Genomic DNA, 25857 nt, shown 5'->3' with positions numbered 1-25857 from the left:
ACTTGGGTTCGTCTCGACAATGGAATTTATCTGAACTGTGTCCCGTGCCAAGGGTGGCACGGGACACGCGGTCGTGGCTCGGGAGGAGCCGGTTAGGTCTTGCCCCAATTACATTTTGCCATCGTCCTGGAAGACCTCGGTCCAGTCCTTGACCAGGCCATCGAGCGCATCCTTGGCCGACCCCTGGCCGGCGACGACGTAATCATGGAAGCGCTTCTGCGACGCCTGCAGCAGCGGCGCATAGCTGGGCTCTGCCCAAAAATCCTTCACGATGGCCATGGAGTCGAGGAAGGTCTGCGCGTAAGGCTGGCTGGCCGGGAAGCCTGGATCTTTGACGACTGCGTTGAGGCAGGAAAAGCCGCCGAGCGACCACCATTTGGCCTGAACATCCTTGTTGGCGAACCACTTGATGTATTTGAGCGCAGCCTCCTGCTTGTCGGAGTAAGAGACCACCGAGATGCCCTGGCCGCCAAGCTGGGCGAATTGATCGCCATCGGGCCCCTTGGGATTGGCGAAATAACCAATCTTGTCGCCGCCGACATTTTCGTCCTTCTGCAGGCCTGGCCAGGTAAAGGCGAAGTTCATGTGCATCGCCACCTGGCCGGATTTGAAGGCGTCGACGCCTTCGCCCATGTAGCTGTTCGAGGCCCCGGGAGGCGTGCAGCAGTCATAGAGCGCCTTGTAGAACTCCAGACCCTTCACCGATTTCTCGGAATTGACGAAACCGTCCATCTCGTAGGGCTTGTCGGGGTTCTCATATTTGAAGCCGAAGCTGTAGAGCACGTCCATGGCGCCCATGGTGATGCCTTCGGAGCCGCGCTCGGTATAGATCGACGCGCCATAGACCGTCTTGCCGTCGATCTCGCGCTTCTGGAAGAACTCGGCGATCTGCTTCAGCTGGTCGAAGGTCGTCGGCGCGGCGAGATCCCAGTCGTACTTTTCCTTGAATTCCTTCTGCAGTTCCGGCTTGGAGAACCAGTCCTTGCGGTAGGTCCAGCCGACGACGTCGCCCATTGCAGGCAGCGCCCAGTAGCTCGGCGTGTTCTTCGGCCATTCGGAATAGCCGACGACGGTCGCCGGCACGAAGTCGTCCATGCTGATCTTCTCCTTGTCGAAGAAGTCGTTCAGCTTGACGTAGTGGCCGTTCTCGGCGGCGCCGCCGATCCACTGGCTGTCGCCGATGATCAGGTCGCACAGCTTGCCCTTGGAATTCAGTTCGTTGAGAAAGCGGTCGGCATAGTTGGTCCACGGCACGAATTCGAATTTCATGCCGATGCCGGTTTCCTTGGTGAAATCCTTTGATAATTCGACAAGCGCGTTGGCCGGGTCCCAGGCTGCCCAGCAAAGCGTCAGATCTTCAGCCTGCGCGACATTCGAAACGGCGGTCGACGCAAACATCGCCGATGTCAGTCCCAACGTCAGTTTCAAGGTCGATTTCATGCCTTCCTCCCATTTGCGAAACACGCCCGGATGACGGTTTCAAAAACCTCAACCCCTCCTCAGGGGTCTAAACATATCGACGCGGTTGAGCGGCGGATGTTTAGTAATTTGTTTAGTGATGCAATTTTTACTAAACAAGGCAAGCGAATTCGTCGCTGCGCTGCAGCATAGCGCATCGGTCGCTGGTTCAGGAAAGGCGCGTGTCAGATCGTTCGGCGCGCGGGTGCGCTCATTTGACCGTTTTGGTGCTCACCGTCACCGGCCGGATCACTGGGGCGGGCGGCAGCAGGGCGCGGATATCGGCGAAGGGGAAGATCGGTTCGAAGCGGAAGGCCTCAGCGAAGGAACCGGCCGCGCCATTGCACTGGCCGGCGCGAAACGCGTTCTGCGTGCGCGCCGCATCGACGAAACGTTCGGGATCCTGCGACTGGTGCGCCCGGATCGCCATCGCCTTGAGCTCGAAATGCCCGGAGATATCGACATAGTGCGTCGGCGAAAAACCGGTGCCGCCGAGCGTATCGGCATGCAGCACCGGGACAGCGAAGGACGCCGCGATGCGCACGCCGTCCGACAGCGCACGGTGGTCGCCATGATAGTCGTTCGGCGCATGGGTGATCGCCAGATCCGGCCTGATATCCCCGATCAGCGTCTTCAGGGCCGCGATCAGCGCGGCATCGACAACCAGCGCGCCGTCCGGAAAATCGAGGAAGTGCGATGTTGCGCCAAGCAGGTCCGCCGCCACAGCCGCTTCCTCGCGGCGGGCGCGCGCGAGTAATCCCGGATCGCCCTTCCCGCCCTTGCCGCCATCCGTGGCTATGGCAAAAACCAGTTCTGCGCCTTGTGCGGCATAGGCCGCCATCGTACCGAACATGAAGATCTCGATATCGTCCGGATGCGCACCGAGTGCCAGTATCTTCACTCTGCTCTCTCCCCTGGAACTGGAATAACGGGACGAACGGAATTCTGCTCGCTCTGCTCGCCCATGCAAGCTGTTCATGCAACGATGCCGTTGTCAAAAGCCTGGGCAGATCGCGCCGACGCATTACTTGCAGATCCTCTGGCGGTGATCCTGCGCGCTTTCTCCAGGAATATCCGGATCTTCTGTCGCCAGATCTTCTGTCGCCAGATCTTCTGTCGCTTGTCGGTCTCGCCGTCGTCGGCGGCTCGGGCCTTGTGACGATGGTGCGCGAGGAGGTGAGGCTCGACACGGTGCGCTGGAACCCGTTCTCACGGACCCGGTTTTAAGTTGGCCCGTTGCCGGTTGCGCGGCGATCGCCACGGCTGATATGCGGGCGCTGCGGATCCGCCGCAATTGGATGGATGCATCCTTGGAACAATGACCAGAAAACCCTTGCCGGAGCTTCCGGTCTCCGCCGTGCTGCCGGCGCTCAGCGAAGCGCTCGGTCATGGCAACAGCGCCGTGCTGGTGGCGCCGCCCGGTGCCGGCAAGACGACGCTGATGCCGCTGGCGCTGCTCGAAGCGGCATGGCTCGGCACGGGAAAGATCATTCTGCTCGAGCCGCGCCGGCTCGCTGCCCGCGCCGCCGCCCGCCGCATGGCCGAACTGCTCGGCGAGGAACCCGGCGAGACGGTCGGCTATGCCATGCGCATGGAAAACCGCACTTCTGCGAGGACAAGGATCCTCGTCGTCACAGAAGGCGTGCTGTCGCGGATGATCCTCGACGATCCGGAGCTGCCCGGTGTCTCGGCTGTTTTCTTCGACGAGTTCCACGAGCGCTCGCTCGACGGTGATTTTGGTCTGGCGCTGGCGCTTGACGTGCAAGGTGCGCTGAGGCCCGAGCTGCGATTGCTGGTCATGTCGGCGACGCTCGACGGCGCGCGCGTCGCGCGGCTGCTTTCCGGCGGCCCGGTGATCGAGAGCGAGGGCCGCGCCTTTCCCGTCGACATCAGCTACGACGAGCGGCCGGCCGGCATCGCCATTGAGGACGCCATGGCCAAGGCGATCCGCGCTGCCCTTGCCGATGAGCCCGGCAGCGTGCTCGCCTTCCTGCCCGGCCAGCGCGAGATCGAGCGCACAGCCGAGCGGCTGCAAGGCCGCGTCAGTGCCGACACCGACATCGTGCCGCTCTACGGCATGCTCGACAACAAGGCACAGGACGCCGCGATCAAGCCAGCGCCGTCCGGCCGCCGCAAGGTCGTGCTGGCGACGTCGATCGCCGAAACTTCGATCACCATCGACGGCGTGCGCGTCGTTATCGATTCCGGCCTGTCGCGCCTGCCGCGCTACGAACCGGCCAGCGGCCTGACGCGGCTGGAGACGGTGCGGGTTAGCAGAGCCTCCGCCGACCAGCGCGCCGGCCGCGCCGGTCGCACACAGCCGGGCGTCGCCATCCGGCTATGGCGGGCCGAGCAGACGGCGGCACTTCCCGCCTTCACCCCGCCGGAAATCCTCGAGGCGGACCTTTCCGGACTTTTGCTCGACTGCGCCGCCTTCGGTGTCGCCGACCCGGTGAGCCTTTCGTTCCTTGATCCGCCGCCGGCCCCGGCGCTCAACGAGGCAAGGGCGCTGCTGCGTGCGCTCGACGCCGTCGACGAGGCAGGGCGCCTGACGGAATCGGGTGCTGCGATGCGCAGGCTGGCACTGCCGGTGCGGCTCGCTCACATGGTCGCCGAGGCGGCAAAAACCGGCCAGGCGTTCGAGGCGGCCATGCTCGCCGTGCTGCTCACCGAGCGTGGCCTTGGCGGCGACAGCGTCGACCTCGAACGGCGGTTGATCCGGTTCCGATCCGAAAGATCGCCGCGCGCCACCGCCGCACGGCAGCTTGCCGAGCGGCTGGCGAAACAGGCCTCACCCTCCCCCTCGAGGGGAGGGTCGGCGAGCGAGCCGAGCGCAGCGAAGCGAGGGAGACGGGGTGGGGTCGCCGATGGCGTGCCCGACCCGACCCCACCCCGCTCCGCTTCGCGGATCGACGTACCGGGGCGAGCCACGGGTCTCGCCCGTCCTTCGGACCCCCTCGAGGGGGAGGGTAGGGCCGGCGCCCTCCTCATCCATGCTTGGCCGGACCGCGTCGCCAAGGCGCGCGGCGAGCGCGGCCGTTTCGTGCTGGCCAACGGTTCGGGCGCCATGCTCGACGCCGCCGATCCGCTGGCGGGGGCGGCCTGGCTCGTCGTCGCCGATCTGCAGGGCAAGGCGCAGAACGCCCGCATCACGGCAGCGGCGGCGATAGACGAGGCCGACATTCGCGATTCGCTTGCCGACGAGATCGAGACCAGCCGCGAAACCGGTTTCGACCGCGACAGGCGCGCAGTGCGCGTGCGTGAAACCGTTCGCCTCGGCGCCATCACCCTGTCCGAACGCATGCTGCCGGCGCCGGCCGGCGTCGACGCGGATCGCGCGATCCTTGACGCCTTGCGCGAACACGGCCTGTCGCTTTTGCCGTGGGGCAAGGAAGCGGAAACGTTGCGCCAACGGCTCGGCTGGCTGCATCGCGGCCTCGGCGCGCCCTGGCCCGATGTTTCCGACGCGGCGCTCGTCGACCGCCTCGACGATTGGCTGCTGCCCTTCCTCTCCGGCGCAGCGTCCTTTGCCGCGATCGATCCGGGCGTGCTCTCGGCCGGCCTCATGGCATTGGTGCCGCACGATCTCCAGCGCAGGATCGAGGCACTGGCGCCGACCCATTTCGACGCTCCCTCGGGCAGCCGCGTGCCGATCCGCTATGACGGTGAATGGCCGGTGCTGGCGATCCGCGTCCAGGAGTTGTTTGGTCTCGACCGGCATCCCGCAATCGCCAACGGCACCGTACCGCTGACGCTCGAGCTTTTGTCGCCGGCGCACCGGCCGATCCAGACGACCCGCGACCTGCCCGGCTTCTGGCGCGGCTCCTGGGTCGATGTGCGGGCCGACATGCGTGGCCGCTACCCCCGGCACGTCTGGCCGGAGAACCCGCTTCTCGCCACCGCCACCAGCCGCGCCAAACCGCGGGGGACCTAGCCTTTATCCTTTTCCGGCTATAAATCCTTGGCCATGATAAACATCCTGCGGGCGCCCGACTTCCAGCAAAGCCAGCGGCTGCGCCTCAACACGCTGATCAGACTGCGCTGGCTTGCCATCGTCGGCCAGAGCCTGGCGGTTATCGTCGTTGCCTATGGGCTGAAGTTCCCGCTGCCCGTCAGCCCCTGCTTCGCGCTGATCGCCTGTTCGGCCTGGATGAACCTGTTGCTGACCTTCCGTTATCCGGCGGCGCATCGGCTGACCCCGCTCCCGGCTTTTGCCATCCTGACCATCGACAGCCTGCAGCTTGCCGGCCTGCTCTATCTGACCGGCGGCCTCACCAATCCGTTTTCAGTGCTGGTGACCGTGCCCGTCGTCATCTCGGCGACGTCGCTGCCGCTGCGCCTGACCGCCATCCTCGGCGCGCTGGTGATGGTGGCGGCGAGCCTGCTGGTGTTCTTCCATCTGCCGCTGCCCTGGTACGAGGGCGCGCCGCTGGAGATGCCGTTCATCTATGTCGCCGGCATCTGGATGGCGGTGTTTTCCTCGATCGCCTTCACCGCGATCTACGCCTTCCGCGTGGCCGAGGAAGCCCGGCTGCTCGCCAACGCGCTGACCGCCACCGAGCTGGTGCTGCAGCGTGAGCAGCATTTGTCGGCGCTGGACGGCCTTGCCGCCGCCGCCGCGCATGAGCTCGGCACGCCGCTTGCCACCATCACGCTTGTCGCCAAGGAGATGGAGAAGGCGCTCCGCAACGATCCGAAATACGGCGAGGACGTGACGCTGCTGCGCTCGCAGAGCGAGCGTTGCCGCGAAATCCTCAAGCGCCTGACCAGCCTGTCTTCCGAGGGCGAGGCGCATCTCTCCCGCATGCCGCTAACTTCGCTGGTCGAGGAGATGACGGCCCCGCACCGCGATTTCGGCATCTCGATCAAGCTTCGCCCCGGCGAGCGCATCGGCCCCGAACCGGTCGGGCGGCGCAATCCCGGCGTCATCTACGGCCTCGGCAATCTGGTCGAAAATGCCGTCGATTTTGCCCGCAAGGCCGTCACCGTGCGCTGGAGCTGGAACGAGGCTGCCGTCACCTTCTCGATCACCGACGACGGGCCGGGTTTCCCTCCCGAAATCATCGACCGCATCGGCGAGCCCTATATGTCGACGCGCCAGGGCACCGAGGCCGGCGGCGGCCTGGGACTGGGGCTTTTCATAGCCAAGACCTTGCTTGAACGCTCGGGGGCTACGCTCGATTTCCGCAATTCAAACGAACCGGGCGAGGGCGCCGTCGTGCAGATATCGTGGCCGCGTAGCGTCTTCCTCAATCCTGAATCGGCTTCGGCCACCATGTTTGACACGGCTTGAATTGGACAATAGCGCTCCAAAACTATATTTGCGTAAAAATCAGGCAGCAGGAACTTCAAGACGATGAACGGCGACGAACCGATTGGCGCAATGGTTGAAGGCGAGGACACCTCGCTGTTGATCGTCGATGACGACAAGCCGTTCCTCACGCGCCTGGCCCGCGCCATGGAAGCCAGGGGCTTCGTGGTCGAGACGGCCGAGAGCGTCGAGGAGGCGGTGGCCAAGGCGCGCGCCAATCCGCCCGCCTACGCCGTGGTCGACATGCGGCTCGCCGACGGCAACGGCCTCGACGTCGTCGCCGCCATCCGCGAGAAGCGCGACGACGCCCGCGCCATCATCCTCACCGGCTACGGCAACATCGCCACCGCGGTGACGGCGGTGAAGCTGGGAGCCATCGACTATCTGTCGAAGCCGGCCGATGCCGACGACATTTTCGCGGCCCTTACCCGCACGGCGGGTGAACGCGCCGCACCGCCTGAAAACCCGATGTCGGCCGACCGGGTGCGCTGGGAGCACATCCAGCGCGTCTACGAAATGTGCGATCGCAACGTCTCCGAGACCGCCCGCCGGCTCAACATGCATCGCCGTACGCTGCAGCGGATACTCGCCAAGCGCGCGCCGCGCTGACGCCTGACCGAGCCGAAGGTTCGCGTCGGCGTTTCGCTGGGGATCAAGCGCAAAATCAAAGTGCTACAGCGTCCTTTGCCCGCCCTAAAGGATACGCGGCGCTGTAGAGACTTGCCCTGCCATTGGTGTTTGCGCATCATCGCACGAGGCGACACCGGCCCTGCCGGCCGATAGGACGGAGACGACATGCAGGACCAGAAGCCGCGGCCGATCTCCATTTTTCGCGAATTCCTAGCCAGCGAGGCGGCAGGCGGCATCGTCCTGATGGCAGCCGCGGCATTGGCCCTGGTCGTGGCCAATTCGCCGCTGGCCGAAACCTATTTCGATGCCCTTCACGCCTATCTGGGACCCCTCAGCGTATCGCACTGGATCAATGACGGCCTGATGGCCGTGTTCTTCCTGCTGGTCGGCCTGGAGATCAAGCGCGAGATGCTGGACGGCCAGCTCTCGACCTGGCCACGCCGCGCCCTGCCCGGCATCGCCGCTGCCGGCGGCATGCTGGTGCCAGCACTTGTCTATGTCGCCATCAACCGCGACAACCCAGCCGCTCTGTCCGGCTGGGCGATCCCGACCGCCACCGACATCGCGTTTGCGCTTGGCGTGCTGTCGCTGCTCGGCAGCCGCGTGCCGGGGTCGCTGAAGGTATTCCTCACCGCGCTCGCCATCATCGACGACCTTGGCGCCGTGATCATCATCGCAGTGTTCTACACGAGCGGCCTGTCGCTCGCTTATCTCGGCGCTGCCTTCGCCGTCATCGCTCTGCTCGTCGTTCTCAACCGCATGAAGGTGCTGACGCTGCTGCCCTATCTCGTGCTTGGCGCCGTCCTGTGGGTGCTGGTGCTGAAATCGGGCGTCCATGCCACGCTCGCCGGTGTGGCGCTGGCCCTGACCATACCTTTGAAAATCTCCCCGGGCATCAGCCATGATGTCGACCATTCGCCGCTGCACCGGCTCGAGCACGGTCTGCACAGGATAGTGCCGTTCGTCGTCGTCCCGATCTTCGGCTTCGCCAATGCCGGCGTTTCGCTCGCCGGCCTGAGCGCAGCCACCCTGATCGAGCCGCTGACGCTGGGCGTCGCCGCCGGCCTCGTCGCCGGCAAGCTGGTCGGCGTGTTCGGTTCTTCCGCGCTTGCCATCCGGCTCGGCCTTGCCGATCTGCCGGTCAATGCCGGCTGGCTGCACATGGTCGGCATTTCGCTGCTCTGCGGCATCGGCTTCACCATGAGCCTGTTCATCGGCCTGCTCGCCTTTGCCAGCAACGTCGAGCTGCAGGACGCGGTCAAGGTCGGCATCCTGGCCGGCTCCTTCATCGCCGCGATCCTCGGCGCCGCCGTGCTGCTGATCGCGCCGGCGGCGGGCGAGGCGGAAGCGGACTAGACCGGCGGCAGGCCGAAGGCTGCAAACAGTTCGGGCCCGAGCGGCGGTACATAGATCGTCAGGGAAACGATTTTGCGGTCGGCGGGCTCAATGACATGCAGCGAGTGGGGTCGCCATACACGGTCACGATGGTCCAGTGCATAGACCCCGACAGCGGGCTGGCCGTTGGCTCGGGTGGCCACCGTGCGATAGCCGGCAAAATTGCCCCACACGGTCTCGATGAAATCGCGGATCGCCTTGCGCCCTTGGTACCATTCCCGCCATGGCGGCATGTGGTAGGTGGCGTCATCCCTCAAGAGTTCGATGAAGCCGTCGAGGTTGGCGGTCTGCCAGGCACGCATGTAGCGTTCGAGCAGCAGGCCCTCCTCCGGACTGGACCGTGACCGCTGCACGGGGCGTCCCTGAGGGTATCGCTCGCCAAGCGTTGCGCGGGCCCGCTGCAAGGCGCTGTTGATCGAAGCGGCCGATCCACCCAGCAATTGCGCCGTCTCGACCGCAGACCACCCCAGCACATCGCAAAGCAACAGGGCGGCCCGCTGCCTGGGCGGCAGAAGCTGGATCGCCGCGACGAAGGCAAGTTGCACCGCTTCACGGGTCTCGTAGCGCGCTTCCGGGCCGGGCTCGCCGTCAACGAGGTCCGGAAGCTCGGCGTCCGGATACGGCTCCAGCCAGGTGAGCTCGGCAGGCCCGCCGACGGCCCGCCCGTTGGAGGGCGGCCGTTCGGGTTGCTGGAGAATGCGATGCGCCGTCGACCTCGCCTTGATGGCGTTGAGGCAGCTATTGGTGGCGATTGTGTAGAGCCAGCCGCGAACCGAGCCTCGTCCGTCAAACTGCGACCGTGCGCGCCACGCCCGCAGGAAAGTGTCCTGCACGAGGTCGTCCGCCTCGTGCAACGAGCCCATCATCCGGTAGCAGTGGAGCTTGAGCTCGCGGCGATGAGCCACTGTCAAGCGCTCGAAGGCCAGCCGATCGAGGACCGGCAGGCCCAATGGCTCAACAGGGCCAGGAGCGTCTGTCATAGGAAGCCCGCGGTGCTGAAGTCGGCTGGCATCCTGCGCGCCTCATGCCGCCGCCGCAAGTCCGCTGCCGCTCACCACGAAGGAGCAGCCCTGCGCTTGGCCGGTGGCGAGCGCGACTACAGCCCGTGCGACATCGGCCGGCGTCTGCATGTCGGTCATGCCCGCCAGGAAGTCCGCCGGGCTAATGCCCATATAGGCCGAAATGCCGTCGATGCCGCGATCGCCGACGCCGGTGCCCGGCATGATGCGCGCCGGCGAAAGCGCCATGAAACGCAGGCCGAAACCAAGTCGGTCCGATTCCTTCTGGCTATGACCGGCGAGGAACAGCTGCATGCGTTTTGCGCCGGCATAGCCGCCAGAGTTCGGCGGCCCGCCGCTGAATGCCGCGCCGCTGGAGATCAGAACCACCCGGCTCCCCGGCTTGAGCCGACCCTGGAGTGCCGCCTTGCAGAACAGGAACGATGCCTTGACGTCCATTTCCCAGTTTGCCGAAAAGTCCTCCCAGCTCTGTTCCTGGACGGGCGCGGACGGAGCTAGGGCGCCGGCGCAGATCACAAGGACGTCTGGTTCAAGCGCGGCGAAAACCGCTTCGGGTGCGGTCTCGTTGGTGGCGTCGACCGCCAGCGTCTTCACGCCTGATGTCTCCCAGGAGAGCTCTTGCAGGGCTTCTGTGCCACGAGCAACTGCAAGCACTGTTGCCCCTTCGCCAAGCGCGGCTTCCACGATCGAGCGGCCGACACCCCGGCTTCCTCCGATGACGACGACATTCTGACCTTGTAACGATCCCATGGATCACCTCTCTTTCCGCCACCGGACCATTCCAGCGCCTATTGATCAGGACAGCGCAGGCAGGCGGAAATCATCGGTGCAAGTTCAAAAATCATCTCGAGGGGATCGGCAGGCCCGCAGAAAGGCACGGTCCGATGCCAACGCTGGTGCGACGTGCGAGGCTTGTCGCCGACGCGGCGCACTCCTATTCGCTTTCACCGTCCAGCGCCGGCACCGCCACACCGGCGAGTTCCGCCGCGAGCAGCCGCGATGCACCGGCCCGTGCGATCCTCAGCATCAGCGCCTTGCGCGTGGCCGCCGCCATGCGGTGCTCGGGCGCATCGCGCAGGATTTCGGCGCCGTAGCCGTCGGAGAGGATAAAGCCGCATTCCTGCGGAAAGATCTCCGAGGGCACGCCGGGATGGGTGGCGAAGAACAAGCGGTCGGAGTGCAGCCGGTAGTCCGGCCATTTGCGGTCGACCCTGAAATCCTCGATTGAGGACTTGATCTCGATGATCCAGATGTCGCCCTGGCGGGTCAGCGCAACGAGGTCGGCGCGGCGCCCGGTGGCCAGCGACAGCTCAGGCAGCACATGCGCGCCCATTTCCTTGAGCAGCCGCTGCACGCCGCGCCGAACCAGCATGGCGCGTTCCGACTGGCGGCCGTCGATCAGGGGATTGAGGGGTACAGGTGAGATGATTGGCATGGCGGCACCATGCCAGATTCTGTTCACGGTTTGAACCCGTTTTCTTTCGGCGATTATCTGGCTGACAAACCCACCGGAAAATAATGCAACAGCGGAACAGATCAGCGCCAGTGGGCTGGCTGGAGGTCTGAGTAGGAATTGAACCCACTACGTAGGTTTTGCTGACCGATGCGTCACCGTCCCGCCCTCAGACCTTGGTGCCTCTATGCCTAATCCATCAGCGCTTAGTCAACCTGTCGACGCCCGGCCGGCCTTTCTCTGGGCGATTATCCGGTTAACAAACCCGGCCTTCAACCAACGGGGATCACGCCCTCCAGAGCAATGATCCTTGTCTTTGCGCAGCGTTCACGGATAGCTTTGAGCCGGCTGTACTCTGGAGAGCCGTACCATGCCATGAGGGAGGCCATGTCCGGAAACTCGACAATGACCAGGCGATGAGGTTCCCAATCGCCTTCCAGCACTTTGGTGGCTCCGCCACGAGCGATGTACCGTCCCCCATAGCGCGCTTCGGTTGCTGGCACATCCCGGCGGTATTCCTCGAAAACGGCGGCATCGGTTATGTCTACATCAGCAATGAGATACGCTGCCATTGGCCTTACTCCCTGAAGAAAGCCAGTGAAGCACCTCCATTAGCGGCCCCGCAACTAAGCCAGCGGTACTACGCCTCGGAAACGACTCGCCTCTCCCTGTATCGGGCGCTTTACTACATTCGTTGGGGACAGCTCTGGGAGGAGACGAACCATGCCGATGTATCTCACGCAATTCGGCTATACGCCCGAAACTTGGCGCGCTTGATCGAAAACCCCGAGGATCGACGCGAGGCGGACCGTTCCTACATCGAATCGGTGGGCGGAAAGCTACACGGGTTCTGGTACGCCTTCGGAGAGCACGATGGCTGGAATCTATGGGAGGCTCCAGACAACGTTTCGATGGCATCTGTCATGCTGGCTATCGGTGCGGGCGGGGCGCTCAGCTCGTATGAGACCACCGTCCTCCTAAGCGTCGAAGAGACGATGCAAGCGCTTGGGAAGGCAAAGTCGATCCGGTATCGCCCGCCGGGGTCGTAAGGGCCGCCCGTTTGCGGCCTCGCGGAGTGTCGGAGGCTAGTCGCTCACGCCGCCGCGGAAGCGATTTTATCTCCAGCCTGCGCAGCCCCCGCAATATCGTCCAGGATCGGGCAGTCAGGTCTGTCGTCGCCGTGGCAGGCATGGATCAGCTTCTGCAGGGTCGAGCGCATCGACTGCAGCTCGCGCACCTTCTCCTCGATTGCACTCACATGCGCGGCGGCGATCTCGCGCACGTCATGGCTGGCGCGGCTGCGGTCCTGGTAGAGCGCCATCAGCTGGCGGCAGTCGTCGATCGAAAAGCCGAGATTGCGCGCGCGGCGCAGGAAAGTCAGCCGGTGGATGTCGGCGCCCGAATAGTCGCGGTAGCCGTTGCCGGCGCGCTGCGGTCGGATCGGGCCGATCTCCTCATAGTAGCGGATGGTCTTGGCCGGCAGGCCGGAACGGCGGGCGGCATCTCCGACATTCATGACAGTTCCTCGACTTCTGGCGGGCTGGCGGACCGCCCCATTGAATTTCCTACATAATCTTATGAAGGCCGTTGCCGGAAAGCCACAGTTGCGGACTTACCCGCATGTAAGCCCCTGCATATAGGCATCGCGCGCTTGGCAAGCAAAGCAAATGCCAGCATGAATGATGGCGACCAGGCGGCCGTCTCGTGCCGCTATCTCTTGGGTGGGGCATCGGACCTTTTCATGCGCATGAAGTCATTCGCAATCGTCGCCGCACTTGCGCTGTCGACGGCTATTGCTGGTTGCAGCACCATCGGCTCGCGGATATTCACCAACAACTACGGCCCGATGACCGATGCGGGCTATCAACTGCCGCGCATTCCGATCGAAAGGGTGCCGTTCAAGTACCGCCGGCAGGTCGTTACCTACGACACCGATGAAAAGCCGGGCACCATCGTTGTCGATACGCAGAACAAGTTTCTCTATTACGTCATGGGCGGCGGCGAGGCGATGCGTTACGGCATCGGCGTCGGCCGCGAGGGTTTTGAATGGCGCGGCACCGCCCGTATCGCGGTGAAGCGCGAATGGCCGACCTGGACGCCGCCTTCGGCGATGGTCAAGCGGCAGCCGGAACTCGCAAAATTTGCCGGCGGCATGGAGCCGGGATTGACCAACCCACTCGGCGCGCGCGCCCTGTATCTGTTCAACAAGGGCGGCGATTCGGGCTACCGCCTGCATGGCAGCCCGGAGTGGAACTCGATCGGCAAGGCGATGTCGTCGGGCTGCATCCGGCTGATGAACCAGGATATCATCGACCTTTACGACCGCACCTCGGTCGGCGCCAAGGTCATCGTCCTGTAAAAACTTTCATATGCGGACCGTCTAGGCAACAACAGACGTCCAGAACAGAAAACCGGGCACTTTGGCCCGGTTTTTTGTTTTGTTATCGCGTGAAGGTGAATTAGCGTATTTTTGAGCGGAGTCTCTAAGAGACTTGCTCGACCTGCTGAACCTCGGGCACAAAATGCCGGAGCAGGTTCTGGATGCCGTGCTTCAGCGTCGCCGTCGATGACGGGCAGCCGGCGCAGGCGCCCTTCATGTGCAGGAACACGGTGCCGTTCTCGAAACCGCGGAAGGTGATGTCGCCGCCGTCCTGGGCGACGGCCGGGCGCACCCGTGTGTCGAGCAGTTCCTTGATGGTGATGACCAACTCCTCGTCGGCCTTGTCGTAGAATTCGCCGGTCTGACTGGTCTCGGCGGCGGGGCCGGCCTTGGCCATCACCGGCGCGCCGGACATGAAATGTTCCATGATGGCGCCGAGGATCGCCGGCTTCAGATGCTGCCAATCGGGGCCGTCTTTGGTCACGGTGACGAAATCATAGCCGAAGAAGACGCCGGTGACGCCGGGGATCTCGAACAGCCGGCCGGCCAGCGGCGAAGCCGTAGCGGCGCTGTCGGCATCGCGGAAATCGGCGGTGCCTTCGACAAGCACTTCCTTGCCGGGCAGGAACTTCAATGTCGCCGGATTTGGCGTCGATTCGGTCTGGATGAACATGGACGTCTCCGTGCCCGTTCGGGCAGATAGTTTGGAATAATTCTAAATAGGCCTTATCGGCAGGACATTCAAGCGAAAGCCATCGCCGGAACGGCCGCCCGAGAGAATGAAATTTCTTCCACAGCGCCGCGCGTCCTTATTCGACGTGCAAGGGCTGTAGCACTTCGATTTTTGCGCTGGCCAGGGATTTTGCGCTAAGGTGTGTTGAGATTCAGGTCAGGCCGCGCCGAGAATGGTGGATTCCGAGAACCGGAGCGGAGCGTACTTTGGGTACGTGAGCACCGGAAGCGCAGGAAGCCGCCGCAGGCCGGCCTCACCTGAATATCAGCACACCTTAGGCCAGGCTGTCGATTTCTTCGTCCGACAGGTTCTGCGGCACCACCGTCACCGGGATCGGGAAGGCGGCGCCCTTGCCGGCAACCGCACCGACCAGCGGCCCCGGTCCCTCCTTGCCGGCGCCGGCCGCCAGCACGAGGATGGCGATATCCTGGTCTTCCTCGATCAATTTGTGGATCTCTTCCGTCGGCTTGCCCTCGCGCACCACCAGTTCCGGCTCGATGCCGAGTTTCTGGCGCACCTTGTTGGCGTACGCATCAAGCGCCGCCCGCGCGGTGGCGGTGGCCTCCTCGCGCATGATCTTCTCGACACCCAGCCAATGCTGGAAATCGTCGGGCTCGATCACATAGAGCAGCACCAGCACGCCGTTGGTGCTCTGCGCGCGTTTCGAGGCGTAGACGACGGCCCGCTCGCATTCGGGCGTGTCGTCGATGATCGCCAGGAACTTGCGGCGATGGCCGGCTTCTCGGCTGAGGCGTTTGGAGACCATATTCACCCTGTTCGATGGTTTCGGTCGCAATCTGCCACCGCCACAGCCCGGCCGCAAGCGACCGGCGGATGTAGCGATGTCGGGTGCGTCAGTGCGTCTTTTGCGCGTCCAAATGGACGTGCGGCGCTTTAAGGTTCAGCTTTGCAGCAGGCCGATGATGTCGCGCACGGTCTTCATCGTCGCCTCGGCCAAGGCGCCGGCCCGCTCGCCGCCATCCCTGAGCACCGCGTCGACATAGGCGCGGTCATCGGAAATGCGGCGCATTTCGCCGGCAACGGGCGCCAGCTTTTCCACGGCGAGGTCGGCCAGTGCCGGCTTGAACACCGAAAATTGCTGGCCGCCGAACTCTTTCAGCACCGCCTCCTTCGATATCTCGGCGAGACCTGCATAGATGCCGACGAGGTTTTCGGCTTCGGGCCGGCTGGCCAGGCCGTCCAATTCCCCGGGCAGCGCCTCGGGGTCGGTCTTGGCCTTGCGGATCTTCTTGGAGATGGTGTCGGCATCGTCGGTCAGATTGATGCGCGACAGGTCCGACGGATCCGACTTCGACATCTTCTTCGAGCCGTCGCGCAGCGACATGATGCGCGCCGCCGGTCCGCCGATGATCGGTTCGGTCAGCGGGAAATAGCCGTTCACCGTCTCCTCGCCGACCTTCATCTCGACGCCGACGCCGAGGCCGGCGATGCGGTCCGAAAAGTCGTTGTTGAATTTTTGCGCGATGTCGCGTGTCAGCTCCAGATGCTGCTTCTGGTCATCGCCGACCGGCACATGGGTGGCGCGATAGACGAGGATGTCGGCCGCCATCAGGCTCGGATAAGCGAGCAGCCCAAGCGAGGCGTTCTCGCGGTCCTTGCCGGCCTTATCCTTGAACTGCGTCATCCGATTCATCCAGCCGATGCGGGCCACGCAGTTGAAGATCCAGGCGAGCTCGGCGTGCTGCATGACCCGCGACTGGTTGAAGACGATGTGCTTGTTCGGGTCGATGCCGGAGGCGAGGAACGCCGCGGTGATCGAGCGCGTCTGGTCCCTGAGATCGTCATGGACGAGCTGCGCGGTCAGCGAATGCAGGTCGACGACGCAATAGATGCAATCGGAGGTGTCCTGCAGGGCGACGAATTTCTTGATGGCGCCGAGATAGTTGCCGAGATGCAGATTGCCGGTCGGCTGGACGCCGGAAAAGACGAGTGGCTTGAAGGCAGGCTGATTGAAGACGGGCTGATTGGAGTCAGTCATGGGATTTTCCTGGCTTGTGGAGGGCCGTTTCGCGCGCGGCGAAAGTCTTTCGACGGCGCGCTTATGGACGAGAGCGGGGAGCGGATCAAGGGGCTGTAGGCGATCGCGGCAAAGCAATTGCTTCAGGTCGGATTGCTTGTTCGATGTTGTTGGCGCCGCGCCTATAGCGCCTGTCTCGGCTTGACAGGTCGGCGCCGCCCCTCATTGTCCTGCCGGACATTTCTCCCCGTATAGAGACGGGGAGAAAGACGCGTCATCGACGGTTTCGCCAACGACAAGCGTTGCAGGAAGGGCGCCGAGGGGCGGTCAGCTTCTTTCTCCCCGTTTACGAGGAGAAATGCCCGGCAGGGCAATGAGGGGCAGCGCCGACATCGATATGTATGATAGGGTGGAACGTATTCTGCAAACGATCTGACGAGAAATGGATGACCATTTCCAACGAGAAAGCTTTGGAGCGCCGACATGGCCGCGAGACGCTGTTGGAGACAGTGGCGCGACTTCGGGCCGAATTCGGGATCGAACTTAGCAAGCAGGCACGTAAGCCGCTGCCGCGCCCGGTCTATGACGAATTGTCCGGCGAAGACTGATGCTTGTCGACCGGATCGCTACGGTTAGGCTTACGAATCTGGAGACTATTCCCTAGTCGAAGGGGAGCCCTTCCGCCTGATATTGCGCCGGATCATGCCGAAATCGGCGCCGCCGATGGCGAAGGCGGTGACGAAATAAAGCAACGCCCCGCCGGCTACCAGCGCGAGAAGCGTCGTAGCCTTGATGACCAGCGGTGAGGCCGAGGCAAGTTGGGCGGCAAACCAGTGCTCGGCGGCATAGAGCGCCGCCCCCATCGCCGCCGCCGACAGTACCAGCCGTGGGATGCGTCTCATGAGCGGTACGTCGCGGCCCCAATGGCCGCGCCGGATCAGCACGCCGAGCAGCATCAGCGCATTGACCCAGCCGGCGATGGCCGAGGCGACGGCGATGCCGGGCGCGCCCATCTGCGGAAACAGCGTCAGCGCGGTGGTGATGTTCACAGCCACCGAGATGGCGGCGAAGATCATCGGCGTGCGCGTGTCCTCGCGGGCGAAATAGCCGGGGGTGAACGCCTTGATCAGCACGAAGGCCGGCAAGCCCAAGCCGAAGATCGCCAGGATTGCCGCCACGATCGGCGTCGAGTTGTTGGCGGCAAATGCCCCGCGTTCGTAGACCAGCCCCACGATCGGCTCCGACATGACCAGCAGTGCCGCCGCCGCTGGCAAGGTAAGGAACAAGGTGAACTCCACCGACCGGTTCTGCAGATTGGCCGCCTCGATGAGATTGCCTGACTTCAGCGTCCGCGACAGTTCGGGCAGAAGCACGATGGCGACGGCGACGCCGACGACGCCGAGCGGCAGCTGGTAGATGCGGTCGGCATAGGCGAGCGACGACACCGCACTGTCCTGCGCCGAGGCGATCGCCGTGCCGATCAGCTGGTTGATCTGGGTAATGCCGCCGGTGATCGCCGCCGGCAGCGCCAGGATCAGCAGCCGCTTGACGCTGGGCGTCATCTTTGGCCGGCGAAAGCCGATCGAGATGCCGGCGTGGCGCACCGCCACCCAGACGATCGCCAATTGGACCAGCCCCGCCGCCAGCACGCCCCAGGCCAATGCGAAGCCGACGGTGCGCGCGTCCGATCCCTTGTGCCAGGCGTAGGCGAGCACGCCGATCAGGATGATGTTGAGAAATACCGGTGCCACTGCGGCGGCGAAATAGCGGCGCAGCGAATTCAGCATGCCGGCCATCATGGCGCCGAGCGACATGCAGATCAGGTAGGGAAACATGATGGTCGCAAGCCGGACCGTCATCTCGAACTTTCCCGGCGTGTCGGCAAAGCCCGGCGCCACCAGATAGCGCACGATCAGCGGCATCGCCAGTTCCATGGCGATGGTCAGCGCCAGCAGCGCCGTGAACAGCACCCCGAACACCTCTTCCGAAAAGCGCTTGGCGCCATCGGTGCCGTGGGTCTCGATCTCCTTGGCGAAGAGCGGCACGAAGGCGGCATTGAAGGCGCCTTCGGCAAACAGCCGGCGAAAGGTGTTGGGGAACTGGAAGGCGGCGTTGAAGGCGTCGGCGATCGGCCCGGTGCCGAGTGCGGCCGCCATCAGCATCTCACGGCCGAAGCCGAGCGCGCGGCTCATCAGCGTGCCGGAAGCGACCGTCGCGAATTTCTTGACAAGGCTCATGTGTGTGCAGATTGCCTGGGTGATCGGGAAAAATCGAGGACGGCGTTCACTCGGCGGCGGCCTTGGCCTTGCCGCCGCGCTCGGGCACGGCGCCTTCGAGGACCGAAATCAGCCTGTTTTGGATGGCCGCCATGCGCGTCGGGCTGTCGATCTTCTGGCCGGTGAGATCGGTGACATAGAAGGTATCGATGACCTTTTCGCCGAAAGTGGTGATGTGTGCCGAGGCGATGTCGAGCGACAGGTCGGACAGCGCCCCGGTGATCTCGGACAGCAGGCCCGGCCGATCCAGCCCCTCGACCTCGATCACCGAGAACCGGTTCGACAGGGTGTTGCGGATTTCAGCGCGCGGCTGAATGCGGAAGACCTTGGCGCCACGCCGCGGTTTGGTCCGCTTTTCGATCATCTCCGGCAGCCAGCTCTTGCCCGACAGCACGTCCTCGATCAGCCGGCCGACGCGCTCGGCGCGGCGGCGCTCGTCCTCGTCGCGGTCGAATTCCCTCGAGATCAGGATGGTGTCCAGCGCGCGGCCGTCGGAGGTGGTGAAGATCTGCGCGTCGACGATGTTGCCGCCGGCCGCCACACAGGCGCCAGCAATGACCGATAGCAGGCGCGGATGGTCCTGCGCCAGCACGGTAATCTCGGTCACCGCCTCGAACTGGTGGGTCTTGATCATGGTGGCGAGCTTCTTGCCCGCCCCATCCGCCTCGCGGATGAATTCGGCGTGGCGAAGCTGGTCGGCGAGATCGACCGTCAGCAGATAATTCTCGTAGTGCTTGGCGACATAGCGCTTGCGCGCCTTTTCCGGCCAATCGGCGAGCGCCTCGGCCAGCTTTTCGCGGGCAGCCGCAGTGCGCATCGCACGCGACACCTCCGAAAACCCGCCGGTCAACAGCAATTCGGTCTCGTAGTAGAGCGTGCGCAGCAACTGCCCCTTCCAGCCGTTCCAGACGCCCGGCCCGACGCCTCTGATATCGCAGACGGTGAGGACGAGCAGCAGCTTCAGCCGTTCGACCGACTGCACGGTCGCGGCAAAATCCTCGATCGTCTTGCGGTCATTGAGATCGCGCGTTTGCGCCGTCATCGACATGATCAGATGGTTCTCGACCAGCCAGGCGACTGTTTCGGTGTCGGCCGCCGACAGCCCCATATGCGGGCAGGTGCGCCGCGCGATCCGAGCGCCCGCTTCGGAATGGTCCTCCGGCCGCCCCTTGGCGATGTCGTGCAAAAGCACCGCGACATAGAGCGCCTCGCGGCTTTTCTTCAGCCCCGGCATCAGCGTGTGGGCGAGCGGGTGGATCTTTCCGCCGTCGCCACGCTCGATCTCGGCCAGCACGCCGATACAGCGGATCAGGTGCTCGTCCACCGTATAGTGGTGGTACATCGAGAACTGCATCATGGCGACGATCTTGCCGAAATCCGGGATCAGCTTTGCCAGCAGTCCCGCCTCGTTCATGCGCCTGAGATTGAGTTCGGCATTGCGGTCCGACGTCAATATGTCGAGGAACAGCCGGTTGGCTTCCTCGTCGCGCCGCAATGCCTTGCCGACAAGACCGAGCGAACGGGTCAGCAGCTTCAGCGCATCGGGGTGAAATTCCAACCCGTGCTTGTCGGCAAACCAGAACAGCCTCAAGAGATTGACCGGATCGCGCTCGAACACCAGGTCGTCGGCGATGTTGATGCGATGGTTGTCGATAATGAAATCGGACGTGCCGGCAAGCTTGCGCTTGCGGCGCGAGAAGGTGAGGAAGATACGGTTGAAGCCCGGCACATGCTTGGCCTGCTCTTCCTCGAGCGCCGCGCAGAAGATGCGGGTGAGATCCCCGACATCCTTGGCGACGAGGAAGTAGTGCTTCATGAAGCGTTCGACCGCCGACAGGCCCGGATGTGTGGTGTAGCCCAGCCGTTCGGCGATCTCGCGCTGGATGTCGAAATGCAGCCGTTCCTCGGCCTTGCCGGTGAGGAAATGCATGTGGCAGCGCACCGCCCACAGGAAGTCCTCGGCCTTCTGGAATTCCCGGTATTCGGTGCCGGTGAAGACGCCCTTGTCGACCAGCTCCTCGCCGGTGCGCACCCGGTAGAAATACTTGCCGATCCAGAACAGCGTCTGCAGGTCGCGCAGGCCGCCCTTGCCGTCCTTGACGTTGGGTTCGACCAGATAGCGGCTTTCGCCGGCTTTGGCGTGGCGTTCGTCGCGTTCGGCAAGCTTGGCCTGCACATATTCGGGACCGGTCGTGCGCACCACCTCGCGGTCGAAACGCTGCAGGAGTTCGTCGTAAAGCTTCTGCTCGCCCCACAGGAAACGCGCTTCCAGGATCGAGGTGCGGATGGTGATGTCGGTGCGCGACAGCCGCAGGCATTCGTCGATGTTGCGGGTGGCGTGACCGACCTTCAGCCCCAGATCCCACAGTATGTAGAGCATGTATTCGACGATCTGCTCGCCCCATGGCGTCTGCTTGTAGGGCAGCAGGAAGAGGAGATCGATGTCGGATCCCGGCGCCAGCGTGCCGCGGCCATAGCCGCCGACCGCGACGACGGCCATGCGTTCGGCCGAAGACGGGTTTTTGACGCGATAGACATGGGTGGCGGCGAAATCGTAGAGCGCGCGGATGATCTCGTCCATGAGATGCGACAGCCGGGCGGCGCAGGCGGTGCCGCTGCCGTCGTCCATCAGCATGCGTTCGGCGATGCTGCGGCCGGCGGCCAGCCTGCCCTTGAGAAGCTGGAGAACACCGGCGCGCGCAGCCTTGCCGGAGCCGTCGCCTGCCGTGGCCGCGGTCAGCGCGGTCATCTCGCAGCGCAAGGCTTCGCTGTCGATCAGTTCATCGAGCTTTAGAGAGATTCTTGCCATACGTGCCGTTCGGCCTCGCCGTTTCGGCGGCGTCTATAGCGCGTTTTCCCGGCGCTGGGTATGGGGCGGACGGACACGCTCTCCACGGTAGTCCAACGCGATGATCGCCTCCTGCCGCCGCCGGCAGATGGTCGCTTCGTCCAGGAACTGGCCCTGGACGCACAGCGCTGGAACAAGCTGATAGATGGTCTTGCTGGACGATGTTGCCAAGCCCAAAAGTGGCGGCGTCCATAGCGTGGACGCGGTTTGGCTGCGGGATTTTTCCGCCCAGGCCCGTCCGGCATGCACCAGGGCAACGAAACGTCGAAATTGGCCCTTGACCTTCCAGTCACTGGAAGCACTACCTCCGTTTCGAGATCGAGACAGAGAGGCCTTTCCGCATGACCCATTCCGACCACGACCATCACGCCCATAGCGGCTGCTGCGCGGCGAAAGCTGCTCCGTCCGTGGCCGACGCCGTCATTCGCGATCCGGTCTGCGGCATGACCGTCGATCCGGCCGTCGGCAAGCTGACAGCCGAGCATGGCGGCCATCTCTTTCACTTCTGCAGCGAGCGCTGCCGTTCGAAATTCACCGCCGAGCCGGGAAAGTACCTTACCGCCACCGACCCGGTCTGCGGCATGCGTGTCGACCGTGCCACAGCGAAGCACTTTGCCCGGCATGACGGCCAGGGCTTCTATTTCTGCTCGGCCGGCTGCAAGCTGAAATTCGAGGCGGAGCCGGCAAAGTATCTTGGCGACAGGCCAGAGCCGCAGCCGATGCCGAAAGGCACGCAATACACCTGCCCGATGCATCCCGAAATCGTCCGCGACAAGCCAGGCGCCTGCCCGATCTGCGGCATGGCGCTAGAACCGATGGGCGTGCCGACTGGCGATGAGGGGCCGAACCCGGAACTGGTCGATTTTACCAGGCGCTTCTGGGTGAGTGCCGCGTTGTCTGTGCCATTGCTGATCTTCGCCATGGCGCCGATGCTCGGCGTGACGTTTAGCGCCTTCATCGACGATTCGACCAAGATCTGGGTGGAATTGGCGCTGGCCAGCCCGGTTGTATTGTGGGCCGCTTATCCCTTCTTCCATCGCGGTTGGGAATCGGTTCTCAACCGCAGCCCCAACATGTGGACGCTGATCTCGCTCGGCGTTGGCGCCGCCTATCTCTACAGCGTCGTCGCCACGCTGTTCCCGGATATACTTCCGCACCAGTTTCGCGGTCATGAGGGCACGGTGCCGGTCTATTTCGAGGCGGCCGCCGTCATCGTGGCGCTGGTTTTCCTCGGCCAGGTGCTGGAATTGCGCGCCCGTGAAAAAACCGGCTCGGCGATCCGCGCGCTGCTCGACCTCGCGCCGAAGACCGCGCGGCTGATCGGCGAGGACGGTTCCGAAAACGACGTGCCGCTCGACACGGTCAAGGCCGGCGACCGCCTGCGCATCCGCCCCGGCGACGCCGTGCCGGTCGACGGCATCGTGCTGGAAGGCCGCTCTTCCATCGACGAATCGATGCTGTCAGGCGAGCCTCTGCCGGTCGAAAAGACTGAAGGCGACCCGCTCACTGGCGGCACGCTCAACAAGAACGGTTCGCTGATCATGCGCGCCGAGAGGATCGGCGCCGAAACTACGCTGGCGCGGATCGTCGAGCTCGTCGCCAAGGCGCAGCGTTCGCGCGCGCCGATCCAGGGCCTGGCCGACCGCGTCTCCTTCTATTTCGTCCCGGCCGTCGTGGTGGTTGCGATCGTTGCGTTCATCGCCTGGGCGATCTTCGGGCCGCAACCCAGCCTGATCTTTGCCATCGTCTCGGCGGTCTCGGTGCTGATCATCGCCTGTCCCTGCGCGCTGGGCCTTGCCACGCCGATGTCGATCATGACCGCCACAGGGCGCGGCGCGCATGCCGGCGTGCTGATCAAGGACGCCGAGGCGCTCGAACGCTTTGCCTCGGTCGACACGCTGATTGTCGACAAGACCGGCACCTTGACCGAAGGCCGGCCGAGAGTGACCGACGTCGTTGCAGCCGAGGGCATGACGCAAGATGATCTGCTGGCCCTTGCCGCCGGCCTCGAAAAAGGCTCGGAGCATCCGCTGGCCGAGGCGATCGTCGAAGGTGCCCGTGAACGCGGGGTAAAGATACCCGACGCCGGCGGTTTCGAGGCGGTCACCGGCAAGGGCGTTTCCGGCACGGTGTCGGGAAAGAAGGTCGCGCTCGGCAACGCTGCGATGATGGCCGATCTCGGCATCGATATCGCATCCATCTCCATCAGCGCCGAGACGCTGCAGGCCGAGGGCAAGACTGCGATGTTCGTCGCCGTCGGCAACAAACTGGCCGGCATCGTCGCCGTCGCCGACCCGATCAAGGCGACGACACCCGAGGCGATCAAGGCGCTGCACGACCGCGGCTTGAAGATCATCATGGCGACCGGCGATAACGAACGCACGGCGAAAGCCATCGCAAGCAAACTCGGCATCGACGAGGTGCGTGCCGGCCTGCTGCCGGAGCAGAAGAGCGCGCTTGTCGAGGAGTTGCGCGCCAGGGGCGCCGGCGTCGCCATGGCCGGCGACGGCGTCAACGACGCGCCGGCGCTGGCCGCCGCCGATGTCGGCATCGCTATGGGCACCGGCGCCGATGTAGCGGTCGAAAGCGCTGGGATCACGCTGGTCAAGGGCGATCTCAACGGCATCGTCCGGGCCCGCACACTCGCCCAGGCAACGATCCGCAACATCCGCCAGAACCTGTTCTTCGCCTTCCTCTACAACGTGCTTGGCGTGCCGGTCGCCGCTGGCGTGCTCTATCCTCTCACCGGCACGCTTTTGTCGCCGATGCTGGCGGCGGCGGCGATGAGCCTGTCCTCGGTTTCTGTCATCTCCAACGCGTTGCGGCTCAGGACGTTGAAACTCTGAGCCAAGCCCCCAGATAGAAATTCGTTCAAAAAGGAGACAATGAATGACCTTGGCCAAGAAGATCGTGCTGCTGCTGATGGCGGCGGGAATGCTGCTTGCCGTTTTCCTCGAAAGCATTCCGTCGCAAGCCCAGGAGATGAAACACGACATGGGCGCGCCCGACATGGGGACTATGAGCGCGCAAAGCCCCTCGACCGACGGTTACAAGACGGCGATGGACAAGATGCACACCGACATGATGGCGATAGAATATTCCGGCAATGCCGATGTCGATTTCGCCCGCGGCATGATCCCGCATCACCAGGCGGCCATCGACATGGCCAAGGTCGAGCTTGCCAATGGCAAGGATCCGGAAATGCGCAAATTGGCCGAAGAAGTGATCGCGGCGCAGGAAGCAGAGATCAAGCAGATGCAGGCCTGGCTCGCCGCCCATCCGGTGAAGTAGACATCAGGCAGTTCGCGGGGAATCCAGGGAAGGACTTTTCATCTGGATTTCTCCGGAAGGGTGTGGTGCCATCCAGTCTCGACTGGAGCGCATCATGCCGTCAACGATAAGAACCACCACACTGCCCTCGGGCGAAGCCGTTCCCGTGCTCGGTCAGGGCACCTGGAAAATGGGCGAGGACGGCCGTCGCCGCGCCGATGAGGTCAACGCGCTAAAGCTCGGGCTCGATCTCGGCATGATGCTGATCGACACCGCCGAAATTTATGCCAGCGGCGGTGCCGAGGACGTGGTGGCGGATGCCATTGCCGGGCGCCGCGACGAGGTGTTCCTGGTCTCCAAGGTGCTGCCGTCCAACGCCTCGCGCACCGGCGTGCCGGCAGCCTGCGACAGAAGCCTCAGGCATTTGCGCACCGACCGCATCGATCTCTATCTGCTGCATTGGCCCGGCAGCGTGCCTCTGGCGGAAACGGTCGAGGCCTTCGAGGCGTTGAAAAAGGCCGGCAAGATCCGCCACTGGGGCGTCAGCAATTTCGACACCCATGAGATGGAGGAACTGGTCAGCCTGCCGGCCGGCGACAGCGTCCAGACCAACCAGATCCTCTACAATCTGTCCCAGCGCGGCCCCGAATTCGACCTTGCGCCCTGGAGCCGGCAGCGCGGCATTCCGCTGATGGCCTATTCGCCGGTCGATCAGGGCGTATTGGCGCGCAACGCCAGGCTCGAAGCCATCGCCGCCCGCCACGATGCGACGCCGGCTCAGCTGGCGCTGGCCTGGGTGATGGCACAGGACGGCGTCATCGCCATTCCAAAGGCCGGCAGGCAAGAGCATGTCCGCCAGAATGTCGCTGCGTTGGACATCGAGCTTACGCGTGAGGATTTCGCCGAAATCGACCGCGCCTTCCCGCCGCCGAGGCGGAAGCAGGGCCTGCAGATGATTTGAGGATAGAAGCGGGGAAATAAAACTAAGGGCCGCGTTCCTTCGCGCCCCCCTCTGTCCTGCCGGACATCTCCCCCACAGGTGGGGAGATCGGCTATCCCCATCGTCTTCGCCAATCTCCAACGCTGGAGAAAAGATGCTGTCTGCG

21 protein-coding genes, 1 tRNA gene and 1 pseudogene are annotated in these 25857 nt (G+C 64.0%); 10 read left to right on the top strand and 13 right to left on the bottom strand.

Annotated features, from left to right (window positions below):
* Positions 1-108: 108 nt before the first annotated feature.
* Both AC0NIE_RS01405 and AC0NIE_RS01400 read right to left on the bottom strand, forming a co-directional pair.
* Entirely contained in the window at positions 109-1440 is a 1332-nt protein-coding gene (locus AC0NIE_RS01405; protein ID WP_473484160.1) for an ABC transporter substrate-binding protein, read from the bottom strand.
* A 229-nt stretch (positions 1441-1669) separates the two neighbouring features.
* Complete coding sequence (locus tag AC0NIE_RS01400; RefSeq protein ID WP_473484158.1) at positions 1670-2359, bottom strand: PIG-L deacetylase family protein; 690 nt, start codon at positions 2357-2359, stop codon at positions 1670-1672.
* A gap of 417 nt (positions 2360-2776) precedes the next feature.
* Between AC0NIE_RS01400 and hrpB the strand changes: the two genes are divergently transcribed.
* From hrpB to nhaA, 4 genes are all read left to right on the top strand, one after another.
* Entirely contained in the window at positions 2777-5392 is a 2616-nt protein-coding gene (gene hrpB, locus AC0NIE_RS01395) for an ATP-dependent helicase HrpB (protein ID WP_473484156.1), read from the top strand.
* 33 nt (positions 5393-5425) lie between these two features.
* Positions 5426-6751 carry an ActS/PrrB/RegB family redox-sensitive histidine kinase gene (locus AC0NIE_RS01390; protein WP_473484535.1) on the top strand — a complete coding sequence of 442 codons (1326 nt, stop codon included), beginning with the start codon at positions 5426-5428 and terminating at the stop codon, positions 6749-6751.
* Positions 6752-6814: 63 nt separating this feature from the next.
* The gene (locus AC0NIE_RS01385) at positions 6815-7378 is read left to right on the top strand and encodes an ActR/PrrA/RegA family redox response regulator transcription factor (protein ID WP_123146405.1); all 564 of its coding nucleotides are present in this window, start codon (positions 6815-6817) and stop codon (positions 7376-7378) included.
* A 186-nt stretch (positions 7379-7564) separates the two neighbouring features.
* Positions 7565-8755, top strand: coding sequence for a Na+/H+ antiporter NhaA (gene nhaA, locus AC0NIE_RS01380; protein ID WP_473484154.1), 1191 nt, complete (start codon positions 7565-7567; stop codon positions 8753-8755).
* On the opposite strand, the gene AC0NIE_RS01375 is transcribed toward nhaA, so the two are convergent.
* The 5 genes from AC0NIE_RS01375 to AC0NIE_RS01355 all read right to left on the bottom strand — a co-directional run bounded on the left by AC0NIE_RS01375 (position 8752) and on the right by AC0NIE_RS01355 (position 11838).
* Entirely contained in the window at positions 8752-9774 is a 1023-nt protein-coding gene (locus AC0NIE_RS01375; protein WP_473484151.1) for an RNA polymerase subunit sigma-70, read from the bottom strand. The genes nhaA and AC0NIE_RS01375 overlap by 4 nt on opposite strands.
* 42 nt (positions 9775-9816) lie before the next feature.
* A complete protein-coding gene (locus AC0NIE_RS01370) occupies positions 9817-10563 on the bottom strand; it encodes an SDR family NAD(P)-dependent oxidoreductase (RefSeq protein WP_473484149.1) in 747 nt (248 codons plus the stop codon).
* Positions 10564-10747: 184 nt separating this feature from the next.
* Positions 10748-11248, bottom strand: a complete 501-nt coding sequence (locus AC0NIE_RS01365) for an MmcB family DNA repair protein (protein WP_473484533.1) — start codon at positions 11246-11248, stop codon at positions 10748-10750.
* 120 nt (positions 11249-11368) lie between these two features.
* Positions 11369-11442 (bottom strand) — tRNA-Cys (locus AC0NIE_RS01360).
* Positions 11443-11538: 96 nt separating this feature from the next.
* Positions 11539-11838: a DUF1330 domain-containing protein gene (locus AC0NIE_RS01355; RefSeq protein ID WP_127317620.1), complete on the bottom strand. Its 300-nt coding sequence runs from the start codon at positions 11836-11838 to the stop codon at positions 11539-11541.
* 151 nt (positions 11839-11989) lie between these two features.
* Between AC0NIE_RS01355 and AC0NIE_RS01350 the strand changes: the two are divergent.
* Positions 11990-12315: pseudogene (locus tag AC0NIE_RS01350) on the top strand (GYD domain-containing protein).
* A 44-nt stretch (positions 12316-12359) separates the two neighbouring features.
* On the opposite strand, the gene cueR reads toward AC0NIE_RS01350, so the two are convergent.
* On the bottom strand, positions 12360-12782 hold the full coding sequence (gene cueR, locus AC0NIE_RS01345) for a Cu(I)-responsive transcriptional regulator (protein WP_473484147.1): 423 nt from the start codon (positions 12780-12782) through the stop codon (positions 12360-12362).
* Positions 12783-13007: 225 nt separating this feature from the next.
* On the opposite strand from cueR, the gene AC0NIE_RS01340 reads away from it, so the two are divergent.
* Entirely contained in the window at positions 13008-13625 is a 618-nt protein-coding gene (locus AC0NIE_RS01340; protein ID WP_473484530.1) for a L,D-transpeptidase, read from the top strand.
* 124 nt (positions 13626-13749) lie between these two features.
* On the opposite strand, the gene AC0NIE_RS01335 is transcribed toward AC0NIE_RS01340, so the two are convergent.
* From AC0NIE_RS01335 to trpS, 3 genes are all read right to left on the bottom strand, one after another.
* The gene (locus AC0NIE_RS01335) at positions 13750-14319 is read right to left on the bottom strand and encodes a NifU family protein (RefSeq protein ID WP_095493837.1); all 570 of its coding nucleotides are present in this window, start codon (positions 14317-14319) and stop codon (positions 13750-13752) included.
* Positions 14320-14653: 334 nt separating this feature from the next.
* On the bottom strand, positions 14654-15145 hold the full coding sequence (locus AC0NIE_RS01330) for a universal stress protein (protein WP_095493836.1): 492 nt from the start codon (positions 15143-15145) through the stop codon (positions 14654-14656).
* 135 nt (positions 15146-15280) lie between these two features.
* Entirely contained in the window at positions 15281-16378 is a 1098-nt protein-coding gene (gene trpS / locus AC0NIE_RS01325; protein WP_473484144.1) for a tryptophan--tRNA ligase, read from the bottom strand.
* Positions 16379-16803: 425 nt separating this feature from the next.
* Between trpS and AC0NIE_RS01320 the strand changes: the two genes are divergently transcribed.
* Positions 16804-16965: a hypothetical protein gene (locus AC0NIE_RS01320; RefSeq protein WP_473484141.1), complete on the top strand. Its 162-nt coding sequence runs from the start codon at positions 16804-16806 to the stop codon at positions 16963-16965.
* Positions 16966-17010: 45 nt separating this feature from the next.
* Here AC0NIE_RS01320 and murJ read toward each other — a convergent pair whose 3' ends face one another.
* Positions 17011-18594 carry a murein biosynthesis integral membrane protein MurJ gene (murJ, locus tag AC0NIE_RS01315; RefSeq protein ID WP_473484139.1) on the bottom strand — a complete coding sequence of 528 codons (1584 nt, stop codon included), beginning with the start codon at positions 18592-18594 and terminating at the stop codon, positions 17011-17013.
* Positions 18595-18640: 46 nt separating this feature from the next.
* Positions 18641-21442, bottom strand: a complete 2802-nt coding sequence (locus tag AC0NIE_RS01310) for a [protein-PII] uridylyltransferase (protein WP_473484136.1) — start codon at positions 21440-21442, stop codon at positions 18641-18643.
* A gap of 380 nt (positions 21443-21822) precedes the next feature.
* Here AC0NIE_RS01310 and AC0NIE_RS01305 point away from each other — a divergent pair, with 380 nt between their 5' ends.
* From AC0NIE_RS01305 to AC0NIE_RS01295, 3 genes are all read left to right on the top strand, one after another.
* Positions 21823-24327, top strand: coding sequence for a heavy metal translocating P-type ATPase (locus AC0NIE_RS01305; protein WP_473484133.1), 2505 nt, complete (start codon positions 21823-21825; stop codon positions 24325-24327).
* Between the two features lie 43 nt (positions 24328-24370).
* A complete protein-coding gene (gene copM / locus AC0NIE_RS01300) occupies positions 24371-24772 on the top strand; it encodes a CopM family metallochaperone (RefSeq protein ID WP_473484131.1) in 402 nt (133 codons plus the stop codon).
* A gap of 94 nt (positions 24773-24866) precedes the next feature.
* On the top strand, positions 24867-25712 hold the full coding sequence (locus AC0NIE_RS01295) for an aldo/keto reductase (protein WP_473484128.1): 846 nt from the start codon (positions 24867-24869) through the stop codon (positions 25710-25712).
* Positions 25713-25857: the final 145 nt, after the last annotated feature.

The sequence above is a fragment of the Mesorhizobium sp. WSM4842 genome, assembly GCF_055901575.1.
The sequence above is the reverse complement of the archived record's forward strand: the minus strand, read 5'-3'. Positions and strand labels throughout refer to the sequence as shown.

Coding starts and splice junctions, on each gene's coding strand:
- nhaA (WP_473484154.1), top strand. CDS start 7,565: ATGCAGGACCAGAAGCCGCGGCCGATCTCCATTTTTCGCGAATTCCTA.
- AC0NIE_RS01375 (WP_473484151.1), bottom strand. CDS start 9,774: ATGACAGACGCTCCTGGCCCTGTTGAGCCATTGGGCCTGCCGGTCCTC.
- AC0NIE_RS01295 (WP_473484128.1), top strand. CDS start 24,867: ATGCCGTCAACGATAAGAACCACCACACTGCCCTCGGGCGAAGCCGTT.
- murJ (WP_473484139.1), bottom strand. CDS start 18,594: ATGAGCCTTGTCAAGAAATTCGCGACGGTCGCTTCCGGCACGCTGATG.
- cueR (WP_473484147.1), bottom strand. CDS start 12,782: ATGAATGTCGGAGATGCCGCCCGCCGTTCCGGCCTGCCGGCCAAGACC.
- AC0NIE_RS01365 (WP_473484533.1), bottom strand. CDS start 11,248: ATGCCAATCATCTCACCTGTACCCCTCAATCCCCTGATCGACGGCCGC.
- AC0NIE_RS01405 (WP_473484160.1), bottom strand. CDS start 1,440: ATGAAATCGACCTTGAAACTGACGTTGGGACTGACATCGGCGATGTTT.
- AC0NIE_RS01330 (WP_095493836.1), bottom strand. CDS start 15,145: ATGGTCTCCAAACGCCTCAGCCGAGAAGCCGGCCATCGCCGCAAGTTC.
- AC0NIE_RS01305 (WP_473484133.1), top strand. CDS start 21,823: ATGACCCATTCCGACCACGACCATCACGCCCATAGCGGCTGCTGCGCG.
- AC0NIE_RS01390 (WP_473484535.1), top strand. CDS start 5,426: ATGATAAACATCCTGCGGGCGCCCGACTTCCAGCAAAGCCAGCGGCTG.
- hrpB (WP_473484156.1), top strand. CDS start 2,777: ATGACCAGAAAACCCTTGCCGGAGCTTCCGGTCTCCGCCGTGCTGCCG.
- trpS (WP_473484144.1), bottom strand. CDS start 16,378: ATGACTGACTCCAATCAGCCCGTCTTCAATCAGCCTGCCTTCAAGCCA.
- AC0NIE_RS01385 (WP_123146405.1), top strand. CDS start 6,815: ATGAACGGCGACGAACCGATTGGCGCAATGGTTGAAGGCGAGGACACC.
- AC0NIE_RS01320 (WP_473484141.1), top strand. CDS start 16,804: ATGACCATTTCCAACGAGAAAGCTTTGGAGCGCCGACATGGCCGCGAG.
- AC0NIE_RS01335 (WP_095493837.1), bottom strand. CDS start 14,319: ATGTTCATCCAGACCGAATCGACGCCAAATCCGGCGACATTGAAGTTC.
- AC0NIE_RS01355 (WP_127317620.1), bottom strand. CDS start 11,838: ATGGCAGCGTATCTCATTGCTGATGTAGACATAACCGATGCCGCCGTT.
- AC0NIE_RS01310 (WP_473484136.1), bottom strand. CDS start 21,442: ATGGCAAGAATCTCTCTAAAGCTCGATGAACTGATCGACAGCGAAGCC.
- AC0NIE_RS01370 (WP_473484149.1), bottom strand. CDS start 10,563: ATGGGATCGTTACAAGGTCAGAATGTCGTCGTCATCGGAGGAAGCCGG.
- AC0NIE_RS01340 (WP_473484530.1), top strand. CDS start 13,008: ATGCGCATGAAGTCATTCGCAATCGTCGCCGCACTTGCGCTGTCGACG.
- copM (WP_473484131.1), top strand. CDS start 24,371: ATGACCTTGGCCAAGAAGATCGTGCTGCTGCTGATGGCGGCGGGAATG.